Source organism: Streptomyces sp. NPDC048473, assembly GCF_043200155.1.
GTDB lineage: Bacteria > Actinomycetota > Actinomycetes > Streptomycetales > Streptomycetaceae > Streptomyces.
The window spans coordinates 230,802-256,488 of sequence record NZ_JBICXE010000001.1 but is presented as its reverse complement, the minus strand read 5'-3'; the positions used below and the strand labels follow the sequence as shown (position 1 = coordinate 256,488).

19 protein-coding genes and 1 tRNA gene are annotated in these 25,687 nt (G+C 68.8%); 8 read left to right on the top strand and 12 right to left on the bottom strand.

Annotated elements, in window-relative coordinates; genetic code table 11:
• The first annotated feature begins 146 nt into the window (after positions 1–146).
• On the top strand, positions 147–851 hold the full coding sequence (locus tag ACGFU7_RS01225) for an SIMPL domain-containing protein (RefSeq protein WP_393691069.1): 705 nt from the start codon (positions 147–149) through the stop codon (positions 849–851).
• Between the two features lie 125 nt (positions 852–976).
• The gene (gene pyk, locus ACGFU7_RS01220; protein ID WP_393691067.1) at positions 977–2,410 is read left to right on the top strand and encodes a pyruvate kinase; all 1,434 of its coding nucleotides are present in this window, start codon (positions 977–979) and stop codon (positions 2,408–2,410) included.
• An 8-nt stretch (positions 2,411–2,418) separates the two neighbouring features.
• On the opposite strand, the gene ACGFU7_RS01215 is transcribed toward pyk, so the two are convergent.
• Complete coding sequence (locus ACGFU7_RS01215) at positions 2,419–3,195, bottom strand: transcriptional regulator (RefSeq protein WP_393691065.1); 777 nt, start codon at positions 3,193–3,195, stop codon at positions 2,419–2,421.
• A 109-nt stretch (positions 3,196–3,304) separates the two neighbouring features.
• Positions 3,305–3,379 (bottom strand) — tRNA-Leu (locus ACGFU7_RS01210).
• A gap of 101 nt (positions 3,380–3,480) precedes the next feature.
• Here ACGFU7_RS01210 and ACGFU7_RS01205 point away from each other — a divergent pair.
• Positions 3,481–4,143 carry an ANTAR domain-containing response regulator gene (locus ACGFU7_RS01205; RefSeq protein ID WP_093896073.1) on the top strand — a complete coding sequence of 221 codons (663 nt, stop codon included), beginning with the start codon at positions 3,481–3,483 and terminating at the stop codon, positions 4,141–4,143.
• Between the two features lie 73 nt (positions 4,144–4,216).
• On the opposite strand, the gene ACGFU7_RS01200 is transcribed toward ACGFU7_RS01205, so the two are convergent.
• The 7 genes from ACGFU7_RS01200 to ACGFU7_RS01170 form a co-directional block, all read right to left on the bottom strand.
• Complete coding sequence (locus tag ACGFU7_RS01200; protein WP_393691063.1) at positions 4,217–4,933, bottom strand: ABC transporter ATP-binding protein; 717 nt, start codon at positions 4,931–4,933, stop codon at positions 4,217–4,219.
• Positions 4,930–5,835 (bottom strand): ABC transporter ATP-binding protein, encoded by a 906-nt coding sequence (locus ACGFU7_RS01195; protein ID WP_393691815.1) that lies wholly within the window; start codon positions 5,833–5,835, stop codon positions 4,930–4,932. Before ACGFU7_RS01195 ends, ACGFU7_RS01200 begins: the two co-directional genes overlap by 4 nt.
• 5 nt (positions 5,836–5,840) lie before the next feature.
• Positions 5,841–7,625, bottom strand: coding sequence for a branched-chain amino acid ABC transporter permease (locus ACGFU7_RS01190; RefSeq protein ID WP_393691061.1), 1,785 nt, complete (start codon positions 7,623–7,625; stop codon positions 5,841–5,843).
• Between the two features lie 5 nt (positions 7,626–7,630).
• Entirely contained in the window at positions 7,631–8,560 is a 930-nt protein-coding gene (locus ACGFU7_RS01185; RefSeq protein ID WP_393691059.1) for a branched-chain amino acid ABC transporter permease, read from the bottom strand.
• A gap of 104 nt (positions 8,561–8,664) precedes the next feature.
• Positions 8,665–9,873, bottom strand: coding sequence for a branched-chain amino acid ABC transporter substrate-binding protein (locus ACGFU7_RS01180; RefSeq protein WP_393691813.1), 1,209 nt, complete (start codon positions 9,871–9,873; stop codon positions 8,665–8,667).
• Between the two features lie 670 nt (positions 9,874–10,543).
• Positions 10,544–11,014 carry a PaaI family thioesterase gene (locus tag ACGFU7_RS01175; protein WP_393691057.1) on the bottom strand — a complete coding sequence of 157 codons (471 nt, stop codon included), beginning with the start codon at positions 11,012–11,014 and terminating at the stop codon, positions 10,544–10,546.
• Positions 11,015–11,115: 101 nt separating this feature from the next.
• The gene (locus tag ACGFU7_RS01170; protein ID WP_393691055.1) at positions 11,116–13,422 is read right to left on the bottom strand and encodes an FdhF/YdeP family oxidoreductase; all 2,307 of its coding nucleotides are present in this window, start codon (positions 13,420–13,422) and stop codon (positions 11,116–11,118) included.
• Between the two features lie 156 nt (positions 13,423–13,578).
• Here ACGFU7_RS01170 and polA point away from each other — a divergent pair, with 156 nt between their 5' ends.
• Positions 13,579–16,290, top strand: coding sequence for a DNA polymerase I (polA, locus tag ACGFU7_RS01165; protein WP_393691053.1), 2,712 nt, complete (start codon positions 13,579–13,581; stop codon positions 16,288–16,290).
• Positions 16,291–16,343: 53 nt separating this feature from the next.
• Here polA and ACGFU7_RS01160 read toward each other — a convergent pair whose 3' ends face one another.
• Positions 16,344–17,183 carry a DUF4184 family protein gene (locus ACGFU7_RS01160; protein WP_393691051.1) on the bottom strand — a complete coding sequence of 280 codons (840 nt, stop codon included), beginning with the start codon at positions 17,181–17,183 and terminating at the stop codon, positions 16,344–16,346.
• A 186-nt stretch (positions 17,184–17,369) separates the two neighbouring features.
• Between ACGFU7_RS01160 and ACGFU7_RS01155 the strand changes: the two genes are divergently transcribed.
• The 3 genes from ACGFU7_RS01155 to ACGFU7_RS01145 all read left to right on the top strand — a co-directional run bounded on the left by ACGFU7_RS01155 (position 17,370) and on the right by ACGFU7_RS01145 (position 20,359).
• Entirely contained in the window at positions 17,370–19,028 is a 1,659-nt protein-coding gene (locus ACGFU7_RS01155; RefSeq protein ID WP_393691049.1) for a lytic transglycosylase domain-containing protein, read from the top strand.
• A 142-nt stretch (positions 19,029–19,170) separates the two neighbouring features.
• Complete coding sequence (locus tag ACGFU7_RS01150; RefSeq protein WP_107451335.1) at positions 19,171–19,308, top strand: SPW_0924 family protein; 138 nt, start codon at positions 19,171–19,173, stop codon at positions 19,306–19,308.
• A 40-nt stretch (positions 19,309–19,348) separates the two neighbouring features.
• Entirely contained in the window at positions 19,349–20,359 is a 1,011-nt protein-coding gene (locus tag ACGFU7_RS01145; protein ID WP_393691047.1) for a DUF3068 domain-containing protein, read from the top strand.
• On the opposite strand, the gene hrpB is transcribed toward ACGFU7_RS01145, so the two are convergent.
• Together hrpB and ACGFU7_RS01135 are read right to left on the bottom strand one after the other, a co-directional pair.
• The gene (gene hrpB / locus ACGFU7_RS01140; RefSeq protein ID WP_393691045.1) at positions 20,346–22,844 is read right to left on the bottom strand and encodes an ATP-dependent helicase HrpB; all 2,499 of its coding nucleotides are present in this window, start codon (positions 22,842–22,844) and stop codon (positions 20,346–20,348) included. The two genes, ACGFU7_RS01145 and hrpB, sit on opposite strands and share 14 nt — an antisense overlap.
• Before the next feature lie 48 nt (positions 22,845–22,892).
• Positions 22,893–23,705 carry a class I SAM-dependent methyltransferase gene (locus tag ACGFU7_RS01135; RefSeq protein ID WP_393691043.1) on the bottom strand — a complete coding sequence of 271 codons (813 nt, stop codon included), beginning with the start codon at positions 23,703–23,705 and terminating at the stop codon, positions 22,893–22,895.
• 397 nt (positions 23,706–24,102) lie between these two features.
• Between ACGFU7_RS01135 and rpsA the strand changes: the two genes are divergently transcribed.
• The gene (gene rpsA / locus ACGFU7_RS01130; protein ID WP_393691041.1) at positions 24,103–25,614 is read left to right on the top strand and encodes a 30S ribosomal protein S1; all 1,512 of its coding nucleotides are present in this window, start codon (positions 24,103–24,105) and stop codon (positions 25,612–25,614) included.
• Positions 25,615–25,687 lie beyond the last annotated feature (73 nt).

Here is a 25,687-nt window from a genome sequence, read left to right as displayed (position 1 = left end):
CTCGTACGTCTCGGTTCTCGTACAGCTCAGTTCTCGCGGTACACAACGCGCGTAGATAATGACCCAGGAGCCACACCCGGCAACACCCCTTGCGGGTTTCGATCTGATGACCGCCCGTTGTCGTACCCGGATGCGAGAGTGGATCCATGACCGACGTCCCGCCGCCCTACGGCACCCCCGACCATCCCCGCGTCGCCGTCCGGGGCGAAGCCCGCCTCGAAGTCGACCCCGAGACCGCCCACATCGGCATCACCGTCAGCGCCCGCGGAAGGGACCGCCGCGCCGCCCTCGAAGACCTCACCCGGCGCAACAACTACGTTCTCGAACTCGCACGGTCCTACGGACAAGCGGTCGAAAAGCTCGAAACCGGCGCGTTCTCCATCACCCCCGAACTCACCCAACGCGGCCGCGACGAAAAAATCCGCGCCTACCACGGCCGCGTCCATGTCACCGCCGTCCTCAACGACTTCACCGCACTGGGCGAATTCACCACCCGCGTCGCCGACCTCGACATGACACGCGTCAACGGCCCCTGGTGGGCCCTGCGCCCCGACTCGCCCGCCCACGCGAACGCCCGCCGCCAGGCCGTACGCGAAGCCGTCCAACGCGCCCGCGAATACGCCGACGCCCTCGGCGCCCACCTCACCGCCCTGGTCGAACTCGCCGACCTCGGCGCGGAGAACGCCGCCCCGGCCATAGCCATGCCCGCCGCACCCGGTGGCGTCCGGAGCCGCGCGGCGTACGGCGGAGCGGCGGCCGAGCCCGCCCCGGCCCTCGACCTCGAACCACAACGCCAGACGGTCTACGCCCAGGTGAACGCCCGCTTCACCATGTCACCGCCAAAACTATAAAGAGAATGCTCATTCGAGCACCCCGGCGCACAATTCAACACTTGTCAATAACCCTTCACTCAAAGGTTGTTGGGTAGTCATGCGGGGCCAAATAACTACCCGTAGGTAAGGTCTAGGCTCAAACCATGCGCCGAGCAAAAATCGTTTGTACCCTGGGCCCCGCCACCGACACATATGACCAGATCAAGGCATTGGTCGAAGTGGGAATGGACATCGCCCGCCTCAACCTCAGCCACGGCACCTACGCCGAACACGAAGAGCGATACCACCGTGTACGCAAGGCCTCCGACGAGAGCGGACGCAGCGTCGGCATCCTCGCCGACCTTCAAGGCCCGAAGATCCGCCTCGGACGCTTCCGCGAGGGTCCCGTACTCCTTGAACGCGGCGACAGCTTCACCATCACCGTCGAACCCATGGAAGGCGACCGCCACACCTGCGGCACCACGTACGACGGCCTCGCCGCCGACGTCACCGTGGGCGAACGCATCCTCGTCGACGACGGCCGCGTCACCCTCGAAGTCACCGAGGTGGACGGCCCCCGCGTCCACACCACCGTCATCGAGGGCGGCATGGTCTCCGACCACAAGGGCCTCAACCTCCCCGGTGTCGCCGTCTCCGTCCCCGCACTCTCCGAGAAGGACATCGAAGACCTCCGCTGGGCCCTGCGCACCGGCGCCGACATCATCGCCCTCTCCTTCGTACGCAGCGGCCGCGACATCGAGGACGTCCACCGCATCATGGACGAGGAGGGCCGCCGTCTCCCCGTCATCGCCAAGGTGGAGAAGCCCCAGGCCGTCGAGAACATCGACGGCATCGTCGCCGCCTTCGACGGCATCATGGTCGCCCGCGGAGACCTCGGCGTCGAAATGCCCCTGGAGCAGGTGCCGATCGTCCAGAAGCGCGCGATCAAACTCGCCAAGCGCAACGCCAAGCCGGTCATCGTCGCCACCCAGATGCTCGACTCGATGATCGACAACTCCCGCCCCACCCGCGCCGAAGCCTCCGACGTGGCCAACGCGGTCATCGACGGTACGGACGCGGTGATGCTCTCCGGCGAGACCAGCGTGGGCAAGTACCCCATCGAGACGGTCCGCACGATGTCCCGCATCGTCGAAGCCGCCGAGGAGGACATCCTCGCCAAGGGCCTCGCGCCCCTGAACGACCGCAACAAGCCCCGCACCCAGGGCGGCGCGGTGGCCCGCGCGGCGGCCGAGATGGGCGACTTCCTGGGCGCCAAGTTCCTGGTCGCCTTCACCCAGAGCGGCGACACGGTCAGGCGCCTCTCCCGCTACCGCTCACCCATCCCGCTCCTGGCCTTCACCCCGGACCCGGCCACCCGCTCCCAGCTGAACCTCACCTGGGGCGTCGAGACCTTCCTCGGCCCGCACGTGGAATCGACGGACGCGATGGTGGCCCAGGTCGACGAGGAACTGCTGAAGATCGGCCGCTGCGAGAAGGGTGACGTCGTGGTCATCACGGCCGGCTCCCCGCCGGGAGTCGCAGGCTCGACGAACCTGGTCCGGGTGCACCACATCGGTGAGGACGACAGCCCGAAGTAGATCGGTTGTCAGGACTTCGGCCCGACGTGGGCGTCCATGAGAGCGACGGACGCCCGTCGGGCGACGGAGATGTTGTACCCCTTGCCTGCACGGGTGCAGTGGGTCCACTCGACTCCGACAGCGGTGAGCGTGTCGCTGAACAGCTTGCGGATGTCGTCCGACTTGTTGGTGAAGAAGTACCGGGGATACTCGTAGCGCTTCCGTTCGCCACTGATGAGCTTCGTGGTCCAGTTGACGATGCGGCACCCGTCAGAGTGGATGAGGCCGCGGATGAACTCCCATGGGTGGGCATCCACGATCCTCTGCTGCCAGGGTTCGAGAGCGATCTGGCGGTCGTGTTTCTTTCCGGGACCGTGCTGGGGGAAGAGGCAGGGCCAGTGTTTGCTGTGGCACGTCACGTTCTGGCAGCCCTGACGCTGAACCCGCGACACCTTGTTTCCGGGACGCATGATCTGCATGGCTTCGGCGCAGGCGTCGATGAGGCCGGGCCAGGCATCGGCGCAGGCGATACGGAGGAAGTACACGCCCCTTCTGCCGGAGCTGATGCAGCCGTCGCCGAGATAGAGGCCCAGCAAGTAGGCGTAAGCGGCGGGGTCTTCAGGATCGTTCGATATGTCGCCGCACCTCGGGCAGTCCGCAGCACCGTTCCAGCCGAGGGGTTCTATTCGTGTCTGCCACGTGCGGATGGCGGCGCGTGAAATGCCAGTCTGCTTGCTTACGGAGTTCTGGCTGAAGCCTTGGGCGATGAGTGCCAGAGCGCGCTTCCGCGTATCAAGGTCGTACACACGGCTGAGCCTGTCCTGGTCTTGATGACCCACAGGTGGAATAGGCCGGCATTCACACGTTCATGTGAAGTTCTACAATTCCTCGGCGGCCTTGGAATCGAAGGAAAAGTGCCCCGAGTCGGACTCGAACCGACACTGGATGGGTTTTGAATCCATTGTCTCTAACCAATTGGACTACCGGGGCTCGCTGAATCCAAGGTTTCCCTCGACCCGCTGAGCGTCTACCTTACCGCAGCTAGGTAGGCTCTTGGCAGCAGTACCCCTGTCTTGAACAAGGAGCCCCCAGTGACCGCCCCCGAGTCGCCCCAGCCCGTTGCCGACGACGACAAGTCGCACGTTCCGCCGCTGACGACCCGCGTCGTCATCGCCGAGGACGAGGCGCTCATTCGTCTCGACCTCAAAGAGATGCTGGAGGAAGAGGGCTACGCGGTCGTCGGTGAGGCCGGGGATGGTCAGAAGGCCGTCGAGCTCGCCCGGGAGCACCGGCCGGACCTGGTCATCCTCGATGTGAAGATGCCGATCCTGGATGGGATCTCCGCCGCGGAGAAGATCGCCGAGGAGTCCATCGCGCCGGTCCTGATGCTTACGGCGTTCTCGCAGCGCGATCTCGTCGAGCGGGCGCGGGACGCCGGAGCGATGGCGTATCTCGTGAAGCCGTTCAGCAAGAGCGACGTGGTGCCGGCCATCGAGATGGCGGTGTCGCGGTTCGCGGAGCTGAAGGCGCTGGAGGGTGAGGTCGCCGACCTCGCGCAGCGGTTGGAGACGCGGAAGCTGGTGGACCGCGCGAAGAGCATTCTGCAGACGGACTACGGCCTGTCGGAGCCGGCCGCGTTCCGCTGGATCCAGAAGACGTCGATGGACCGTCGGCTGTCGATGCAGCAGCTGGCCGAGGCGTTGATCGAGGACGCCGAGGAGAAGAAGCGGGCGGCGAAGGACGGCGACCAGTAGGCGCGCGTATCCGAGAGAGGCCCGCACCCCGGATCGATCGGGGTGCGGGCCTCTCGCGTACGAACGGGAGGGTTCAGTCCTCGCCGAGATAGGCCTTGCGGACGGACTCGTCGTGGAGGAGGTCCGCGCCGGTGCCGGAGAGGACGATCTTGCCGACCTCCATGACGTGGCCGTGGTCCGCGAGGGAGAGCGCGGCCTGGGCGTTCTGCTCGACGAGCAGGATGGTGGTGCCCTGGGCCTTGAGTTCGACGATGGTCTCCATGATCTTCTGCATCATGATCGGGGAGAGGCCCATGGAGGGTTCGTCGAGCATCAGGAGCTTGGGCTGGGACATGAGAGCCCGGCCCATGGCGAGCATCTGCTGTTCGCCGCCCGAGAGGGTCCCTGCGGCCTGCTTCCGGCGTTCCCCGAGGATGGGGAAGAGGTCGTAGGCGCGCTGGATGTCCTTCTCGATGCCTGCCTTGTCGTTGCGGAGGTAGGCGCCGAGGAGGAGATTCTCGGTGATCGTCAGCCGGGGGAAGATGTGGCGTCCCTCGGGGGAGTGGGCGAGGCCCAGGGAGACGATCTTGTGGGCGGGGATGTTGGTGAGTGGTCTGCCCTCGAAGAGGATCTGGCCGCCGATGGGCTTGAGGAGGCCGGAGAGGGTGCGCAGGGTGGTGGTCTTGCCCGCACCGTTGGTGCCGATGAGGGTGACGACCTGACCGGCTTCGACGGTGAAGGAGATGCCCTTGACGGCTTCGATCTTGCCGTAGGCGACGCGGAGGTCTTCGACCTGGAGCAGTGCGGTCATCGGGTGTCCTCCTCTTCGGTGCGGGTGGTGCTGGTGTCGTCGGTGGTGGCTTCGGCTTCTGCGTGTGCTTCGGCTTCTGCTGCTTCGACCTCGGCGATTTCTTCGGCGCCGGGGGCGCCTTCGAAGGGGGTGCCGAGATAGGCGGCGACGACGCGTTCGTCGCTCTGGACGACGTCGGAGGTGCCTTCGACGAGCTTCTCGCCCTGGACGAGGACGGCGACCCGGTCGCAGAGATTGAAGATGAACCGCATGTCGTGCTCGATGACGAGGACAGCGATGCCCTGGTCCCGGATGGCGAATATGAGTTCTTCGGTGACGCGGGTTTCCTGCGGGTTCATGCCGGCGGTGGGCTCGTCGAGGAGCAGGAGTCCGGGGTCGCTGGCGAGGGCGCGGGCGATTTCCAGCTTGCGCTGGTCTCCGTAGGGGAGGTTGCGCGCGAGGTGGTCGGCCTTGTCCTGGAGGCCGATGAACTCCAGGAGTTCCATGGCTCGTTCGCGGCTGGCGTTCTCGGCTTTGGTGTAGCCGGGGAGGCGCAGGAGGGCGGACCAGAGGCCTTCCTTGGTCCTGGTGTGGCGTCCGACGAGGACGTTCTCCAGGACGGACATGTTGGCGAAGAGCCGGATGTTCTGGAAGGTGCGGGCGATGCCTGCCTGGGTGACGAGGTGGGGCTTGGGCGGCAGGACGGTGCCCTTGTAGCTGACCGTGCCCTCGGTGGGGACGTACAGGCCGGTGAGGCAGTTGAAGAAGGTGGTCTTGCCGGCACCGTTGGGGCCGATGAGGCCGACGATTTCGCCTGCGTTGACGGTGAGATCGACGTTGCGTACGGCGGTGAGGCCGCCGAAGCGCATGGTGACGCCGTTCGCATCGAGGACGGTGGTGGCGGTCTTCGTGGTGGTGGTCATGGTGGTCACGCCCCCGCCTTGGCGATGCCGGCGCCGGTTTCTTCGGACTGCCGTGGTTCCGGTACGTCGATGGGGTCGTTCTCGTGGAATTCGAGCTGCTTCCTGCGGTCGGCGACCAGGCCCTCGGGGCGGAAGCGCATCAGGAGGATGAGCGCGATACCGAAGAGGAAGAGCTGGTAGTCCTGCATGAACTGCAGTTTGGCCGGGATGAGGTAGAGCAGTGCGGCGCCGACGAAGGGTCCGCTGAGGGTTCCCATGCCGCCGAGGATGACGGCGGCGAGGAGGAACGCGGAGTTCGGGGGCACGGAGCCGGCGAACTGGTACTGCTCGGGCGTCACGGTGTAGTTGACGTGCGCCTGAACGGTTCCGGCGAGGCCGGCCAGGGTGGCGCCGAGGGCGAAGGCCAGGAGCTTGAGCCGGAAGGCGTTGATGCCCATGGCGGTGGCGGCGGTTTCGTCCTCGCGGATGGCGACCCAGGCGCGGCCGATGCGGGAGTCTCCGGAGCGGCGGAAGACGAGGACGACGACGGCGGTGACGACGAGCATCAGCAGGTAGTAGTTGGCGGGCCTGCTGAGGGTGAAGGGGCCGATGTCGTGGCTGAGTCCGAAGTCGATCCCGAAGAGGTTGAGGTCGGGGATGCTGGGGATGCCCTGGGAGCCGTTGGTGAGGTCGGGTCCGCTGTTGCCGTTGAGGTTGTTGACGGTGACGCGGAAGATTTCACCGAAGCCGAGGGTGACGATGGCGAGGTAGTCGCCGCGCAGTCGCAGGGTCGGGGCGCCGATGAGGACGCCGAAGATCAGTGAGACTGCGGCTCCGGTGAGGACGGCGGCCCAGAAGGGGAAGTGGACGCCGATGGCGGAGAGCGGTGCGCCGGAGACGAGGGCCGCGGTGTAGGCGCCCACGCCGAGGAAGGCGACGTAGCCGAGGTCGAGGAGGCCGGCGAGGCCGACGACGACGTTGAGGCCGAGTGCCACGGTGGCGAAGATGAGGATGTTGGCGCCGATGAGGGCGTATTCCGCGGTGTCCTGGGTGAAGGGGAAGCAGAAGGCTGCGACCAGGGCTGCGGTGAGGGTGACGTTGCGGTGCTTCGTGGTCAGCGCGGTGATGCGGGAGATGAGTCCCGCACGGGTGAGCGCGGTGAAGGCGAAGCCTGCGGTGATGAGGAAGCCGATGAACTGTTCGGATTCTTCGGAGGGGATGTCGATCCCGTAGGTGAAGACGTACAGCGCGGCGCCGAAGGAGGCGGCGATGATGAGGATTTCGCTCCACGCGGGGAGCGTCTTGGCGCGGGCGGCCGCGGGTGCGGTGAGGCTGCCGCGGAAGCGCTGCCAGGCGCCGGGCCGGGGCTCGTTGTGGGGGAGCGGTTCGTCGCTGGGGAGTCCGAGTGCGGCGATGGTGGCGACGAGAGCGCCGATGCCGCTGACCCAGGCTCCGGGTTCGAGGTTGACCGCGCCGCCGAGCTCGTAGGAGATGGCGCCCATGGCGTAGCCCGTGGTGCCGAGGGTGCCGAGGGCGAGGAGCCGGACGGGGCTGTTGGTGCCGCCGGGGGTGAGCCAGCGCAGTCCTCGGATGCCGTATCCGCAGAGCGCGAAGAGGAGGGTGAGGGCAGCGCCGGTGAGGGTGAGGATCTGGAGGCCGCCGGGGTAGCCGGTGACGGTGAGGTCGCCGGGGAAGTCGGTGGTCCAGGTCCAGGGGAGGAAGGTGCCGGCGAGGGCGATGGCGGCGCCTGCGGTGGTGGCGAGGCGGGCGACCGGTGCGGGCAGTGGGATGAGTGTGTTCTGGGTGGTCATCCGTATCACGCCCGATCCGCGACGCGTTCGCCGAGCAGGCCCTGGGGCCGCAGCAGCAGGACGACGATGAGGAGGACGAAGGCCCATACGTCCTTCCAGGCACCGCCGCCGAAGAGGTCCATGCCGGGGACGTCGCTCATGTAGCCGGTGGCGAGGGATTCGGCGACGCCGAGTACGACTCCGCCGAGCATGGCGCCGTAGATGTTGCCGATGCCGCCGAGTACGGCTGCGGTGAAGGCCTTGAGGCCCATGAGGAAGCCCATTTTGAAGCCGATCTGGCCGTTCTTGAGCCCGTAGGCGACGGCGGCGACGGCTGCGAACGCGGCACCGATGGCGAAGGCCATGACGATGATGCGGTCGGTGTTGATGCCCATGAGCTTGGCGGTGTCGGGGTCCTGCGAGGTCGCCTGCATGCCGCGGCCGGATCGGGTCTTGGAGACGAAGAGGCCGAGGGCGAACATGCAGACGGGTGCGGCGATGAGGACGAAGAGGTCACCGCGTTGGATGTTGGCGCCGAAGATGTCGAAGGCGTCGCCCTTGAACTGGGGGAAGGGGCGGTCCTTCGTGGCGTTGGGGTACCACTTCCAGATGGCCTGCTGGAGTGCGAGGGAGAGTCCGATCGCGGTGATCAGCGGGGCGAGCCTGGGGGCGGTGCGCAGGGGCCGGTAGGCGAAGCGTTCGGCTGCGACGCTGACGGCGACGGAGCATATGACGCCGCCGATGATCATGAGGGGGATGATTGCGAGGAGGTTGGAGCCGGCCGGCATCCAGAGGTACACGGTGAGAGCTCCGAAGCCTCCGATCATGAAGATCTCGCCGTGGGCGAAGTTGATGAGCTGGATGATTCCGTAGACCATCGTGTAACCGATCGCGATGAGACCGTACATCGCGCCGAGGATGAGTCCATTGGCCAGCTGTTGCGGCAGTTCGTTCACCGCAGGGCCTCCGTGGAGTGGTTCGGATATGGCACCGCGCGGGAGCGCTGGTAGCGCTCCCGCGCGGCCTGGTGTCAGTCAGTTCGTGTCCGGGAGGGCACGGGTCAGGGCTTGTAGGCCTCGCTGAGCTTGGACGTCCACTTGCCACCGTCGACCTGGTAGGCGGTCATCATGGTGTTGGTGGTGTCGCCGTACTCGTCGAAGGAGACGGGGCCGGTGACGCCGTCGAACTTGACCTTGCTCATGGCCTCGAGGACCTTGGCGCGGGCGTCGTCGGGGAGCTTGCCGTCGTTGGCGGCGGCGACGGCCTTGACGGCTTCGATGATGGACCAGGTGGCGTCGTAGGTGCTGCCGCCGTAGGCCTCGTAGGCGTCCTTGTATCCGGCCGTCTTGTAGTCCGCGATGAACTTCTTGGCGGAGTCCAGCTCTTCGACGGGCTTGCCGACGGAGGTGGCGATGTCGCCCTGGGCCTTCTTGTTGAGCTTGATGAAGTCGGCACTGTACATGCCGTCGCCGCCCATGAGGGGGATCTGGACGCTGTCCTTGAGCTGCTGGCTCAGGGGTGCGCCGGCGGGGTACTCACCGCCGTAGTAGACGGCCTTGGCGCCGGACTTCTTGACCTTGGTGACGACGGCGTTGAAGTCGCGGTCGTCGGGGTTGACGTGGTCGGAGCCGACGATCTTGCCGCCGAGCTTGGTGAACGTCGTCTTGAAGGAGGCGGCGAGGCCGGCTCCGTAGGGCTTCTGGTCGTCGATCAGGTAGACGTTCTTGACCTTGGCGTCGTTGAAGAGGTACTTCGCCGCGAAGGCACCCTGGATCTGGTCCGTGGTGGCGGTGCGGAAGTAGGTCTTGAACGGGCGCTGCTTGTCGCCGGTCTTCCAGTTGTTGCCCTGGGTCAGCTCGGTGCCGGTGTTGGCGGGGGAGACCTGGGTGAGGCTGGCGTCGTTGAGCGGCTTCTGCATCGACTGGGAGACGCCGGAGTTCAGGGGGCCGACAACGCCGAGGACGCCCTTGTTGTCGATGAACTTGGTGGCGTTCTGCTGGCCGACGGAGGGCTGGGCCTGGTCGTCGAGAGGCTGGAGCTCGAACGTGATGCCGGGGACGGTCTTGTCCTTGTTCGCCGTCTTGACGGCGAGGTCGGCGGAGTTCTTGATACCGAGACCGAGGGCGGAGAGGTCGCCCGTCAGGGGGGCGTCGAGGCCGATGACGACGGTCTGGGTGTCGCCGCTGCTGCTCTTCTTGCTGTCGTCGCGCGACCCGCAGGCGGTGAGTGTCAGTGCTCCTGTGGTGAGCACTGTGGTGAGTATGAGCAAAGAACGGTGTCGCACGAAAGGTCCTTTCCCTGGCGCGGCCTCCTCTGCTTGAGGTGCCGTGTCGTTCGCCGGGCCGTACTGGTTGGTACAGGGCCGTGCTGCAGACGCGCCCGGCGGCGCGGTGACTGGCGGTGACTCTAGGCGCAGGTGTGGGGGTCCGGGATAGGTCCGCCGCAGGATGTGACTCTCTTGTTATGCCCTTGAGCAAGGCTTGAGGTGGCTGTGCGGACATGTACGGCTTTCTACCGGTCGGCGAAGTGACCGCATGGTGAGAACGCGCAGCTCTGCTAAGGGGCTTGAGCCGATCTTGCTGCTGTCGCACGGTGAGGGGTGAGGAGGGCGTCGCGAGGGCGCGACGAGCCGCCCGGCGCCTGCGGGACCGGGCTCGGAGTGCCGCGCGAGGACGTATGCACATTACACGCTTGTTACGCAGTGTTACATCTGGGTCGATGTGGTCGACGCGGTGTTGTGTGCGCGGGGTGCGTGCCGGGTGTGGCCGGGGTGCTGAGTGGGCCACAGAACAGGGCGTACGGTCAAGGGCGTTGGGCGGTCGAGTTGCTCAACAATGCCTTGTGCGTGGGTGGTTGTGGGTGGGAATGACACTGCCCGGCCGGAATGCGGTCCGGCCGGGCAGGGGTGTCGAGGGTGTCGTGCGGTGTGTTTCGGTCAGTCAGGCGGCGCTGGGCTGTGGGACGTCGCGGAGCATGCAGGTGAGGCGGGCGGTGCAGACCCGCTTGTCGCGCTCGTCGGTGATGACGATCTCGTACGTGGCGGTGGAACGGCCGCGGTGTACGGGGGTGGCGACGCCCGTGACGAGTCCGCTTCGTACCCCTCGGTGATGGGTGCAGTTCAGGTCGACGCCGACAGCGAGCTTGGTGGCGCCGCCGTGGAGCATGGAGCCGATCGAGCCGAGGGTCTCGGCCAGGACGGCGGAGGCGCCGCCGTGGAGCAGTCCGTACGGCTGGGTGTTGCCCTCGACGGGCATGGTGCCGACGACGCGGTCCGCGGAGGCTTCGACGATCGTGACGCCCATGCGCTCGCCGAGGTGGCCGGCGGAGAAGAGTGCGGGCAGATCGACGCCGAGTGCGGCGTACTCGTCGATGATCTCCTGGGGGAACTTGGGTGCGGTGTGCTCGCCCATGGGGTCCGGCTCCGATCGTCTGCGTGGTTCATAGCTTTATTGCTGTGTGCATCGTTCTTATCAGACGACTGAGCGAACGCTTAGTGGGTTGTGGGTACGGATTACCTCTGGGTGGTCTGCCCCTGGACGTTCTGCCCCTGGATGTTCTCGAAGCGCACGACGACGGACTTGCTGGCGGGGGTGTTGCTGGTGTCGGCGGTGGAGCCGAGGGGGACCAGCACATTGGTCTCCGGGTAGTAGGCGGCGGCGCAGCCCCGGGCGGTCGGGTAGTGGACGATGCGGAAGCCGGGGGCGCGGCGCTCCACCCCGTCCTTCCATTCGCTGACGAGGTCGGTGTACGCACCGTCGGCCAGGCCGAGGGCGCGGGCGTCGTCGGGGTTGACCAGGACGACACGGCGGCCGCCCTTGATGCCACGGTAGCGGTCGTCGAGGCCGTAGATCGTGGTGTTGTACTGGTCGTGCGAGCGCAGGGTCTGCAGCAGCAGCCTGCCTTCGGGCAGCTCGGGGTACTCGACGGGTGCGGCGGTGAAGTTGGCCCTGCCGGTCGCGGTGGGGAAGCGGCGCTCGTCACGCGGGGCGTGCGGGAGGGTGAAACCGCCGGGGTGTGCGACGCGGGCGTTGAAGTCCTCGAAGCCGGGGACGACGCGGGAGATGCGGTCGCGGATCGTCGCGTAGTCCTTCTCGAACTCCTCCCAGGGGGTGGCCGATCCGGGGCCGAGGACGGCGCGGGCGAGGCGGGCGACGATGGCCGGCTCGGAGAGCAGGTGGGGGCTCGCCGGAGTGAGGTTGCCGCGCGAGGCGTGGACCATGCTCATGGAGTCCTCGACCGTGACGAACTGCTTGCCGCTCGCCTGGACGTCCTTGTCGGTACGGCCCAGCGTCGGCAGGATCAGCGCGCGGGTGCCGGTCACGGCGTGCGAGCGGTTGAGCTTGGTGGAGACATGGACGGTGAGGCGGGCGCGGCGCATCGCGGCCTCGGTGACCTCCGTGTCGGGAGTGGCCGCGACGAAGTTGCCGCCCATGGCGAAGAAGACCTTGGCGTCGCCGTCGCGCAGGGCCTGGATGGAGCGGACGACGTCGTAGCCGTGGTGGCGCGGTGAGGTGATCGAGAATTCCTTGTCGAGCGCGTCGAGGAATTCGGGTGCGGGCCGTTCGAAGATGCCCATGGTGCGGTCGCCCTGGACGTTGGAGTGGCCGCGGACGGGACAGACTCCGGCGCCGGGGCGGCCGATATTGCCGCGCAGCAGAAGGAAGTTGACGACTTCGCGGATGGTCGGCACGGAGTGTTTGTGCTGGGTGAGGCCCATCGCCCAGCACACGATGGTGCGCTTCGAGGCGAGGACCATCGCGAGGGCCTCTTCGATGACGCCGCGGTCGAGGCCGGTGGCGGCGAGGGTCTGGTCCCAGTCGGCTTCGCGGGCCGCGGCCACGAACTCCTCGTAACCATGGGTGTGCTCCCGTACGAAGGCTTCGTCGACGGCGCCCTCGGTCTCCAGGATCATCTTGTTGAGGAGCCGGAAGAGGGCCTGGTCGCCGCCGATACGGATCTGCAGGAAGAGATCGTTGAGCGCGGCGCCCTTGATCATGCCGAGCGGGGTCTGCGGGTTCTTGAACCGCTCCAGGCCGGCCTCGGGCAGCGGATTCACCGAAATGATCTTCGCACCCGCGGACTTGGCCTTCTCCAGGGCGGAGAGCATCCGGGGATGGTTCGTGCCGGGATTCTGCCCGGCGACGATGATCAGGTCCGCCTGGTGGAGGTCCTCCAGCGAGACGCTGCCCTTGCCGATGCCGATGGTCTCCGTCAGCGCCGAGCCGGAGGACTCGTGGCACATGTTGGAGCAGTCGGGGAGGTTGTTCGTGCCGAACTCGCGGGCGAACAGCTGGAGCAGGAACGCAGCCTCGTTGCTGGTGCGCCCCGAGGTGTAGAAGAGGGCCTCGTCGGGGGAGGCGAGCGCACCCAGTTCCTCGGCGATGATGCCGAAGGCCCTCTCCCAGGTCACCGCCTCGTACCGCTCGGCGCCCTCGGGGAGGTACATCGGCTGGGTGATCCGACCCTGCTGGCCCAGCCAGTACCCGCTGCGCGAGGCGAGATCGGCGACCGGGTGCGCGGCGAAGAAATCCGGGGTGACACGGCGCAGCGTCGCCTCCTCGGCGACGGCCTTGGCGCCGTTCTCGCAGAATTCCGCCGTGTGCCGCTTGTCGCCCTCGGGCCAGGCACAGCCGGGGCAGTCGAAGCCGTTCTTCTGGTTGACCTTGAGGAGGGTCTGCGCGGTGCGCCGCACGCCCATCTGCTGCTGGGCGATGAGCAGGCTGTGCGCGACGGCCGGCAGTCCGGCGGCGGCGTGCTGCGCCGGCTCGACCCGCGGCGCATCCTGGACCGGGTCACCTGTGGGCGGCTTCGTGGCCATGTCGTGCTCCCCTTTGAGCAACTGCGGACCTGCGCAGTGCGCTGTACGCAGTGATGCGGTACGTGTTCCTCCCCCGATCCTGCCACGAGGCACCGACAGAGAGTCCGGCGAGATGTTCGGTCGGGATTGTCAGTGGTCCGTGGCAGGATCGGGGGCGTGGCTGAGACGGCATCGAAGAAGACGGCAGACAACCGACCGCGCCTGCTCCTGATGGACGGGCACTCCCTGGCGTACCGGGCGTTCTTTGCGCTGCCTGCGGAGAATTTCACGACAGGGTCGGGGCAGCCGACGAACGCGGTGTACGGCTTCGCGTCGATGCTGGCGAACACGCTGCGTGACGAGGCGCCGACGCATTTCGCGGTGGCGTTCGACGTCTCCCGCAAGACCTGGCGCTCGGAGGAGTTCCCCGAGTACAAGGCGAACCGCTCGAAGACCCCGGACGAGTTCAGGGGCCAGGTCGAGCTGATCGGCGAGCTGCTCGACGCGATGCACGCCGACCGTTTCGCGGTCGACGGCTTCGAGGCGGACGATGTCATCGCCACGCTGGCCACGCAGGCCGAGGCCGCCGGTTTCGAAGTGCTGATCGTCACCGGTGACCGGGATTCGTTCCAGCTGATCACGGACAACGTCACCGTGCTGTACCCGACGAAGGGCGTCTCGGAGCTGACGCGCTTCACTCCGGCCAAGGTCGAGGAGAAGTACGGGCTCACGCCGCAGCAGTACCCGGACTTCGCGGCGCTGCGCGGTGACCCGTCGGACAACCTTCCGGGCATCCCCGGCGTGGGTGAGAAGACCGCCGCGAAGTGGATCAACCAGTTCGGTTCGTTCGACGAGCTGGTGGAGCGCGCCGAGGAGGTCAAGGGCAAGGCCGGGCAGAATTTCCGGGACCACCTGGACGCGGTGCGGCTCAATCGCAGGCTGACCGAGATGGTCCGCGATGTGGAGCTGCCGAAGACCCCACAGGACCTGGAGCGCGCACCGTACGACCGCACCGCGGTGACGGGCGTGCTGGACGTCCTGGAGATCCGTAACCCGAGCCTGCGCGAGCGGCTGCTGGCCGTCGACCCGGGCGCGGCCGAGGACGAGGCCCCGGCGCCCGCCGCGGGCATCGAGCTGGACGGCGCGGTGCTGGGCGCGGGCGAGCTGGCGCCCTGGCTCGCGGAGCACGGCGGGCAGCCGCTCGGCGTCGCCACCGTCGACACCTGGGCGGTGGGCAGCGGCACGGTCACCGAGATCGCGCTCGCCGCGGCCGGCGGGGCGGCGGCCTGGTTCGACCCCGCGCAGCTCGACGAGGGCGACGAGCAGGCGTTCGCCGCCTGGATCGCCGACGCGCGTCGGCCCAAGGTCATGCACAACGCGAAGAGCGCCATGCGGGTCTTCCCCGAGCACGGCTGGCAGGTCGACGGCGTCACGATGGACACCGCGCTGGCCGCCTATCTGGTCAAGCCCGGCCGCCGCTCCTTCGCGCTGGACGCGCTGGCGGTGGAGTATCTGGGCCGGGAGCTGGCCCCCGCGGCGGCGTCCGACGGGCAGCTGGCCTTCGGCGCGGACGACCAGGCCGAGGCCGACGCCCTGATGACGCAGGCCCGCGCGGTCCTGGATCTGGGCGATGCGTTCACCACCCGGCTGGCAGAGGTCGGCGCGGCCGAGCTGCTGCACGGCATGGAGCTGCCGACGTCCGCTCTGCTGGCCCGTCTGGAGCGGCACGGCATCGCCGCCGACCGGGCCCATCTGGAAGGCATGGAGCAGCAGTTCGCCGGTGCGGTGCAGCAGGCGGTGAAGGAGGCGCATGCCGCGGTCGGCCGCGAGTTCAACCTCGGTTCGCCCAAGCAGCTCCAGGAAGTCCTCTTCGGCGAGCTGGGCCTGCCCAAGACGAAGAAGACGAAGACCGGGTACACGACGGACGCCGACGCCCTGGCCTGGCTCGCCGCACAGACCGAGCACGAGCTGCCGGTCATCATGCTGCGCCACCGCGAGCAGGCGAAGCTGCGGGTCACCGTCGAGGGCCTGATCAAGACGATCGCGGCGGACGGCCGTATCCACACCACGTTCAACCAGACGGTGGCGGCGACCGGCCGGCTCTCCTCCACCGACCCCAACCTGCAGAACATCCCGGTCCGTACGGACGAGGGCCGGGCCATCCGCCGGGGCTTCGTCGTCGGCGAGGGCTTCGAAACGCTGATGACGGCCGACTACAGCCAGATCGAACTGCGGGTGATGGCCCACCTCTCCGAGGACGCGGGCCTGATCGAGGCGTTCACCTCCGGCGAGGACCTGCACACGACAGTCGCCTCGCAGGTCTTCGGCGTCGGCAAGTCGGCCGTCGACCCGGAGATGCGCCGCAAGATCAAGGCCATGAGTTACGGACTCGCGTACGGGCTCTCCGCGTTCGGCCTCTCCCAGCAGCTGAACATCGAGGCGGGCGAGGCGCGCGGCCTGATGGACACCTACTTCGAGCGGTTCGGCGGAGTGCGTGACTATCTGCACCGCGTGGTGGAGGAGGCCAGGGCCACCGGCTACACCGAGACGGTCTTCGGCCGCCGCCGCTACCTCCCCGACCTCAACAGCGACAACCGCCAGCGGCGCGAGATGGCCGAGCGGATGGCGCTCAACGCCCCGATCCAGGGCACGGCTGCGGACATCGTCAAGGTCGCCATGCTCCAGGTCGACCGGGCGCTGACCGAGGCGAAGCTGAAGTCCCGGATGCTGCTCCAGGTCCATGACGAAATCGTCCTGGAGATCGCCGAGGGCGAGCGGGCGCAGGTGGAGGAGATCCTCCGCCACGAGATGTCCACGGCCGTGCAGTTGCGCGCCCCGCTGGATGTCTCGGTGGGTGTCGGTACGGACTGGGAGTCCGCAGCGCACTGACGAGGCGGCGCCGGACGGGCCCGGGGGGGGGTGTTCAGGCACCCCCAGAGGAATCAGGCCCGTCCGGCGACCGAGGGCACGGAAGCGCGCGACCGCCGCAGCCGCATCCACGCCCCGTACAGCACCAGGCCCACCGCCAGTCCCGCCCCGGCGCCGAAGCAGGCGGTCGGGATGATGTCCAGCGGGGTGTCGATGTGCCCGAAGTACGCATACCAGCGTGCGCACCGGTGTACGACGCCGAGCACTACACAGACGCTCAGCAGTGCCCCCGCCGACCACCGCCCCCGACGGCCCAGCACCGGCACGGACGGTGGGACCGGCCGCATCCCGGTCCGCCGCAGCCCCGAAGCCGTGAACCAGGCGAGCGCGGCCAGTGCTGCCGCCGAACTGCCGTACTGCACCCACTGGAACACGGGAAACCCGCCGGCGCTCCCGTCGAGCACGGGAACCAACCGCACACCCCACCGGTCGTGATGGGTGAAGGCGTCCCAGACGACATGAGTGGCCGACCCGATGACCGCCGACAGCACGAACCACCCACCGTCCCGGACACCCCACGCCCCCCGGTCGGATCCGTGCCGCTGCCCTCGCACGAACGCATGCACCCGTCCCTGCCAGGCCCTCGGCAACAGCGCCACCAACGGTTCGCGCAGCAGCAGCCACAGCGCCACCACAGCCGCGGTGATGAGCACATCGACCGTGAACACGCCCCACACCGAGTGGGTGACCTGCCCGAACTCCATGGCACCCGGGATCGCGGTGTCGGCGTAGTACGTCATGTCGGGGGCGAACGAACCCGCGACGAGGGCCGAGGCGAGGAGCGGCCCGCGCGCCGTTCCGTCCCGCCGCATCCCCGGCAGCACGGCCGCGGCATGACTGAGTGTGAACGGCATGGCGGCAAGTATGCGCGAGCCGCCGTCGCCCGCCCGACGGCCGCCGTACAACTTGCTGTCCGGAACGTGAAAAACAGGTAAGAACCAGTCAGGGCACGGTGTTCCGGCGGCACAAGTTGCCGTAGGGTCGCCTGAGTCCAGGCGCTGGGGAGCGCGGACAGCCGTCGATGGGGAGGGGCCAGAGGTATGGCAGCGCAATTCGGTCGCCGACTTCGCAAGGGGGCGACCACTACCGCTGTGGCTGCCGTCGCCGTGGCGGCGCTCTCCGCCTCAGGGGCCCCCGGCGCAACGCTGGTCACGGAGAGCGGCGATCAGCCGTCCGCCGGAGCGACACCTTCGCCCGACGACAGCGCGGCCACCGGCAACTCGCCGTACTACACGGACCTGCCCCCGCTGAACACGCCCAACAAGCCGGGAACCGCTACCGATCTGCCCGTCACCGGCAGCGCGGAATCCGGCATACCGGCTTCGATCCTGGCCGCGTACAAGAAGGCCGAGCAGACCCTCGCCGGCAGCGACGCCGCCTGCCGGCTGCCGTGGCAGCTGCTCGCCGCGATCGGCAAGGTCGAGTCCGGCCAGGCCCGCGGTGGCAGGGTCGACGCGAACGGCACCACGTTCTCCCCGATCCTCGGCCCCGTCCTCGACGGCCGGGGCTTCGCCATGATCAAGGACACCGACAACGGGGCGTACGACGGGGATTCGACGCACGACCGTGCCGTCGGCCCGATGCAGTTCATCCCGTCCACCTGGGCGACTTGGGGCCAGGACGGCAACGGAGACAGCCGCAAGGATCCCAACAACATCTACGACGCGGCGCTCGCCGCCGGACACTATCTCTGCGCCGGCTCCCGCGATCTGTCCACCGCCACGGATCTCGACCGGGCGGTCCTGAGCTACAACCACTCGGACGCCTACCTCCGTACGGTCCGCTCCTGGTTCGACTACTACAAGCGCGGCACCCACGAGATCCCCGACGGCACCGGCGTGGTCCCGCCCGCCCTCGGTGGCGGTACGGACCCGAGCCCGAACCCCGGCACTCCCGGCGCCTCGCCGTCCCCGACCCCGCATCCGAGCCCGAAGCCGCCGAAGCCGGGCGGCGGCACTCCGACCAGTCCGAAGCCCACCACCCCCAAGCCCACGCCGTCCCAGACCCTCTCGGGTGTGGAGAACGCCGGCACCGGCACGCTCGCCGCCACCGCGGGCGACGCGTTCGCCGAACAGGTCAAGGTGCGGGCCAAGAACAAGCTCGGCGGCCCGCTCGCCAGGGTGTCCGTGACCTTCACCATCGCCGGTGACACGGACGCCACCTTCGACGGCGGGAAGAACGCGGTCACTCTCCTCACCGGAGCCGACGGCACGGTCACCGCCCCGGTTCTGCAGGCGGGCGAGACGACGGGGGAGTTCACGGTGCGGGCCATCGCCACCGGCCGCTCGCTGCCCGCTGTCACCTACACCGCGACCGTCACCGCCCGACAGGCCGACGCGATCGCCAGGACCGGCGACACAGCACTGACCGCCCCGCCCGGCGCCGAGTTCGCCGACACCGTCGAGGTCAAGGCCACCTACAAGGACGCGGTCGCCGCCGGTGTCGCCGTCACCGCAACCATGATCACCGACGCCGCGGAGCCGGCCGAGAACGACAAGGGCCCGTACTTCAAGGACGCGGACGGCAAGACGGTCCGTACCCTCACGGACCTCAAGACAGACGCCGACGGCATCCTGAAGCTCCCGAAGATCTACGCCGACGACGCCGCCGGCACGTACAAGCTGCGCCTCACCACCGAGGGCGGCGCCACGGTCGTCATCGAGCTCACGGTCGAGGCCCCGGAGGCCCCCGCCGTCTGACCCGCTCGGCCGCACGTCACGACAGCCCCTGTGCCACCACCCGGCAGAGGGGCTGTTCTACGTGTTCTCATCTCGCGCCCGCATTGCTACGGTGCCCCAACCCTGACGACCCATCAGATCCGTGCTCTCCGGGAGGACCGGCATGCGTGCCCTCGTCGCCGCCGCCATCGGGCTGGCCGCAGCCCTCGCGCTCGTCTTCACCATCACCACGATCGGCGCCCCGCCCGGAGAGACCTCGCCCAAGCCCCTGCTGACCACCGTCCCGGGCCCCAAGAACTAGCCACCGGAAGAAGCAACAGAAGCTGAGGGAGGGCACCATCATGCGCCGCCGAGCCAGCCTCGTACTCCTGGCCTTCGCCGTCTTCTTCGCCGCCATGTCGCCACTGCTGCGCTGGTACGCCTTCCCGAGGCTGGCGAAGATCCCGCCCAGCCAGTACCAGGAGACGGTGCTGGAGGCGAAGCCCGCCACCCTCCTCGACTACAACGACAACATGAAGGTGAAGCAGGTCCCCAAGGTCACCATCGTGCAGACCCTCAAGGGCAATGTGGAGGAGTCCGAGAAGATCGAGCGCAGCGCCGGCCGCGACGTCGTCGTCTGGGACGGCCTCAGCTACGTCGTCGACCCGAACGGCAAGATGGTCTCCGAGATCCCCGAGCGCTACATCTTCGACGCCCACAGCCAGGCCCCCGTCCACGCCACCGGCGAAATGGTCGACGGCGACCCGGTCAGGCGCGAGGGCATCGAGTTCAAGTGGCCCTTCCTCACCCAGAAGCGCGACTACGAGTACTTCGATGCCCAGACCCGTACGAGCTCGCCCATCCACTACAAGGGCACCCGCACCTTCCACGGCATGGACGTCTACTACTTCGAGCAGACCATCCCCTGGACCAAGGTTCCGATGCCGAAGAAGATGCCCATCAAGGGCGTCACCGCGGAGCAGGTCGCCAAGACCGGCATGACCCGCTGGTACACCACCAAGCGCATGTTCTGGGTCGACCCGGTCACCGGAGCGCCCGTCAACGGCGAGGAGATCCACAAGGAGGAGCTGCGCAACGCCAAGGCGATGGGCATGTCCCAGGACACCGTCACCGCGTTCGCCGGGCATGTGAAGATGCGTGAGGACTACGTCGATTCGATCGTCGCCCTGGTCAAGTCCCAGCGCGTACTGGTCCTGCTGCTCACCTCGTACCTGCCCTGGGGCTTCCTCGTCCTCGGCGCCGGACTGCTCGCGCTGGCCCTGTGGCTGGAGGCGCGCTCCCGGCGGCCGGACGGCGAGCTGCCCGACGGGGCACCGGCACCCGCCCCGGACCCGGAACCTACTCCCGCCTGAGCCGCGCCTTCGTGAACCGGGTCGCCTCCACCGTCGTGGGGTCCTGTGGCCACGGATGCTTCGGATAGCGGCCGCGCAGCTCCGCCCGCACGGCCCGGTAGCCGTCCCGCCAGAACGACGCCAGATCCGCGGTGACCGCCGCGGGACGGCCGGCGGGGGAGAGGAGATGGACCAGGACCGGCACCCCGGCCACCCTCGGGGTCTCCTGCAGGCCGAACAGCTCCTGGAGCTTCACCGCGAGTACGGGCTGCGCCCCGCCGTACTCCACCCTGATACGGGAGCCGCTCGGCACCTCGATCCGCTCCGGCGCCAGCTCGTCCAGCCGGGCCGCCTCACCGGTCGCCCACGGCAGCAGCCGCCGCAACGCCTGCCCCGCGTCGATCCGCGCCAGATCGGAGCGCCGCCGGGCCCGTGACAGCTCGGGCTCCAGCCACTCTTCGGTACGGTCCAGCAGCGCACCGTCCGACACATCCGGCCAGGGCGCGCCCAACGTCCGGTGCACAAAGGCGAGCCGCTCCCGCAGCTGCCCGGTCTCACGCGTCCAGCGAAGCAGCCCGAGCCCTTCCCGCCGCAGCCCCTCGATCAGCGCCTCGCGCACCAGGGCGGGCACCGGCTGCTTCAACGGGCGCACCGACAGCTCGACCGCACCCAGCCGCTCCACCCGGCGGGCCACCACATCGCCGCCGGCCCAGCGGACCTCTTCGCCCGCGAACCGCAGATGTCCGGCGGCCGTCCGCGCCGTGTCCTCGTCGATGACGGCGGCGAGCCGCACCCGCGCGGACGCCGCGTGCGCGGGCCGGTCGGCGACCGCGACCGCCAGCCACGGCGCACTGCGCAGCCCCGAACCGTCCCGCAGCTCGGCGCCCGTACCGGACACCATCAGGAACACCCCCTCGCCCCGGGCCCGCGCCACCCGCTCCGGGAACGCCAGCGCGGCCACCAGACCGACGGCTGCATCGTCCGGACCGGAACCCCCACTCACATCCTTGACCGACGAGGACAGCCGCCGGACCTCCTGCCGCCAACGCGCCGCATAGCCGTCGCCGCCCCGCCGGGCGGTACGCAGCGCGGCCGCCAGATCATCCCCGTACTCCCGCGGCGGCTCCTCGCTCAGCAGCGCCACCACCTCGGCCGCCCGCCGCCCGCCCACCTCGGCAGCGCCGTCCAGCAGGGCCCGTGCCAGCCGCGGATGCAGGCCCAGCCGGGACATCCGTACGCCCCGGTCGGTCACCCGCCCCTCCGTATCCACCGCGCCGACCGCCCTGAGCACCTCGCGCGCCGCGCCCATCGCACCCGCGGGCGGCGGATCGAGCAGCGCCAGCCCCGACGCGTCCGGATCGCCCCAGCACGCCGCCTGCAACGCGAACGCGGCCAGATCCGCGACCTTGATCTCCGGGGACGGGAACCGCGCCAGCCGCCCGTCCTCCGCCTGCTCCCAGCACCGGTACACCGCCCCCGGCGCCTCACGCCCGGCCCGGCCCGCCCGCTGCCTCCCCGCCGCCTGCGACGCCCGTACCGTCGTCAGCGCGCTCAGCCCGCGTGCGTGATCCGTACGTGGTTCCCTGGCCAGGCCCGAGTCGACGACGATCCGCACCCCCGGCACGGTCAGCGAGGATTCCGCCACCGAGGTCGCCAGCACCACCCGGCGCCCCTCGGACGACCCGGCCAGCACCGCGTCCTGCACCGCCGCCGGAGCCCGCCCGTGCACCTGGAGCACCTCGGCGGCCACCCCCGCCAGCTGCCCGGCAACCCGCCCGATCTCGCCGACACCGGGCAGGAAACACAGCACATCGCCCTCCCGTTCGGCGAGCGCGCGGCGCACCGTCGATGCGACATGCGTCAGCAGCGCCGGATCGACCCGCATCCCGTGCGGCGGCTTCACCGGCCGGGCGGGCGGGGCCCACACCACCTCCACCGGGTGTGACACTCCGTGCGCCTCCACCACCGGGGCGTCGCCCAGCAGCTGTGCCCAGCCCTCCGCGTCCGTCGTCGCGGACGCGGCGACCAGCCGCAGATCGGGCCGGATCGCCTCCCGCACATCAAGAAGGAACGCGGCGACCGTGTCCGCGTCCAGGTGCCGCTCATGGCACTCGTCGATGATCACCGCATCGACCCCGGCCAGCTCCTGGTCGCGCTGCAGCCGCTGGAGCAGCACCCCGGTGGTCACCACCTCCACCACGGTGTCGCGCCCCACCACCCGCTCGCCGCGGGCGGTGAACCCGACGCGCCCCCCGGTCTGCTCCCCGAGGAGCCAGGCCATCCGCCGCGCCGCCGCCCGCGCCGCGATCCGGCGAGGCTCGGCCACCACCACGCGGCGCGCCGGGCCGCCCCCGACCAGACCGGCCAGGACCAGCGGTACGAGGGTCGTCTTGCCGGTCCCGGGCGGCGCGCACAGCACCGCGACACCGCGGTCGTCGAGCGCCCGCTCCAGGGCGGGCACAGCGGTGCGTACGGGCAATTGGTCCAGGGCGTCGGTACGGATCACGCCCCCAGTCTCGTACGACCGGCGCCCGGTCCCGTACGGCGAGAGCGCTCAGTCCCGTACGCAGACGAAGATCGCCGTGCCCGGGATCAGGTTCCCGCGCAGTGGGGACCAGCCGCCCCACTCCTGGTTGTTCCAGGCGGGCCACTCCGGTTCGACGAGATCGACCAGCCGGAATCCGCCGGCCACCACGTCCCGCACCCGGTCGCCCAGCGTCCGGTGGTGCTCGACGTACACGGCGTTTCCCTGCTCGTCCTGCTCGACATAGGGGGTGCGGTCGAAGTACGAGGCCGCGACCGTAAGGCCCTCGGGCCCCGGCTCGTCCGGGAACGCCCAGCGGACCGGATGCGTCACCGAGAAGACCCAGCGGCCCCCGGGGCGCAGTACCCGGTGCACCTCGCGGAACACCTGCACGGGATCGGCGACGAACGGCACCGCGCCATAGGCGGAGCACGCCAGGTCGAAGGAGCCGTCCCGGAACGGCAGCACTCCGGCGTCCGCCTCCACCAGGGGGACCTCGTCGCCGATCCGCAGCGCGTGCTGCAGCTGCCGGTGCGAGAGGTCCAGGGCCACCGGACGGGCGCCCTTGGCGGCCAGCCAGCGCGAGCACTGTGCCGCGCCCGCACCGATCTCCAGGATGGCCAGGCCCTTCAGCGACTCGGCGGGGCCGAGCAGACCGGCTTCGGCCTCGTCGAGCCCCTCCGGACCCCAGATGAAACGGTCGTCGCCGAGGAAGGCGCCGTGGTCGCTCTGGTACTCGTCGGCGTTCCGGTCCCACCAGCCGCGACTGGCCCGGCTGCTCTCCGCTTCCCCGGCGATGCGGCGGGTCGCTTCCGGTTCGGCGGTGTAGATCTCTTGGCTCATCGTGTCCGTCGTTGTAGTTTGCCTTCACCCCACCGCACGCGGTACGGACCTGGGGGACCTGTGAGTACGGAACCGTACTCACGCGACACGGCCGAGGACGATGTGGCCTCGGAGAACATGAATTGTGCCGGGTTTGGGCCCTTGTGCCTCGGGTGTGCGCCTTCGCGCATTGACCATGCCCGGCTGCCCCCGTATGCTACAAGTTGCGCTGCGAGCCTGCGCGCCTCAGACGTAGCAGGCCGCGCTTGCATCTGTTGCATGTCCCCTCGGTTCACGAGGCGCTTCCCCGCTCGGCGGGTTGGGCGCTTCCCAGGCTGTCCGGCTTCTGCAGAGGCGATAGGGGCTCACGGCGTAGCAGTACCTACGACTCTCTGTCCGTACCGGAGCCCTTTCCCACATGACGAGCAGCACCGAGACCACCGCCACCACTCCGCAGGTTGCGGTCAACGACATCGGCGACGCGGACGCGTTCCTCGCGGCGATCGACGAGACGATCAAGTACTTCAACGACGGCGACATCGTTGACGGTGTCATCGTCAAGGTTGACCGGGACGAGGTTCTCCTCGACATCGGTTACAAGACCGAAGGTGTCATCCCGAGCCGCGAGCTCTCGATCAAGCACGACGTCGACCCGAACGAGGTCGTCAAGGTCGGTGACGAGATCGAGGCCCTGGTCCTCCAGAAGGAGGACAAGGAAGGCCGCCTGATCCTCTCGAAGAAGCGCGCTCAGTACGAGCGTGCCTGGGGCACCATCGAGAAGATCAAGGAAGAAGACGGCATCGTCACCGGTACCGTCATCGAGGTCGTCAAGGGTGGTCTCATCCTCGACATCGGCCTCCGCGGCTTCCTGCCGGCGTCGCTCGTCGAGATGCGTCGTGTCCGCGACCTTCAGCCCTACGTGGGCAAGGAGCTCGAGGCGAAGATCATCGAGCTGGACAAGAACCGCAACAACGTGGTCCTGTCCCGCCGTGCCTGGCTCGAGCAGACCCAGAGCGAGGTCCGTCAGACCTTCCTCACGACCCTGCAGAAGGGCCAGGTCCGCTCCGGCGTCGTCTCCTCGATCGTCAACTTCGGTGCGTTCGTGGACCTCGGTGGCGTCGACGGTCTCGTGCACGTCTCCGAGCTCTCCTGGAAGCACATCGACCACCCCTCCGAGGTTGTCGAGGTCGGTCAGGAAGTCACCGTCGAGGTCCTCGACGTCGACATGGACCGCGAGCGCGTCTCGCTGTCGCTCAAGGCGACGCAGGAAGACCCGTGGCAGCAGTTCGCCCGTACGCACCAGATCGGGCAGGTTGTTCCCGGTAAGGTCACCAAGCTCGTTCCGTTCGGTGCGTTCGTGCGCGTCGACGAGGGCATCGAGGGTCTGGTCCACATCTCCGAGCTGGCCGAGCGCCACGTGGAGATCCCGGAGCAGGTCGTCCAGGTCAACGACGAGATCTTCGTCAAGGTCATCGACATCGACCTCGAGCGCCGCCGCATCAGCCTCTCGCTGAAGCAGGCCAACGAGTCCTTCGGTGCCGACCCGGCCTCGGTCGAGTTCGACCCGACCCTGTACGGCATGGCCGCGTCCTACGACGACCAGGGCAACTACATCTACCCCGAGGGCTTCGACCCCGAGACCAACGACTGGCTCGAGGGCTACGAGAGCCAGCGCGAGGTGTGGGAGACGCAGTACGCCGAGGCGCAGCAGCGCTTCGAGCAGCACCAGGCCCAGGTCATCAAGTCCCGCGAGGCCGACGAGGCCGCTGCTGCCGAGGGCGCTGCCGCCCCGGCCGGTGGCGCCCCGGCTGCCTCCGGTGGCAGCGGTGGCGGCTCGTACTCCTCGGAGTCCGCGGACAACTCCGGCGCCCTGGCGTCGGACGAGGCCCTGGCTGCCCTGCGCGAGAAGCTGGCGGGCGGCCAGAGCTGACGCTCTGCCCCTCCGGCCGGTGATCGGCTGCAGTAGCTGAAAGTGAGGCCCGCTCCCTTCGGGGAGCGGGCCT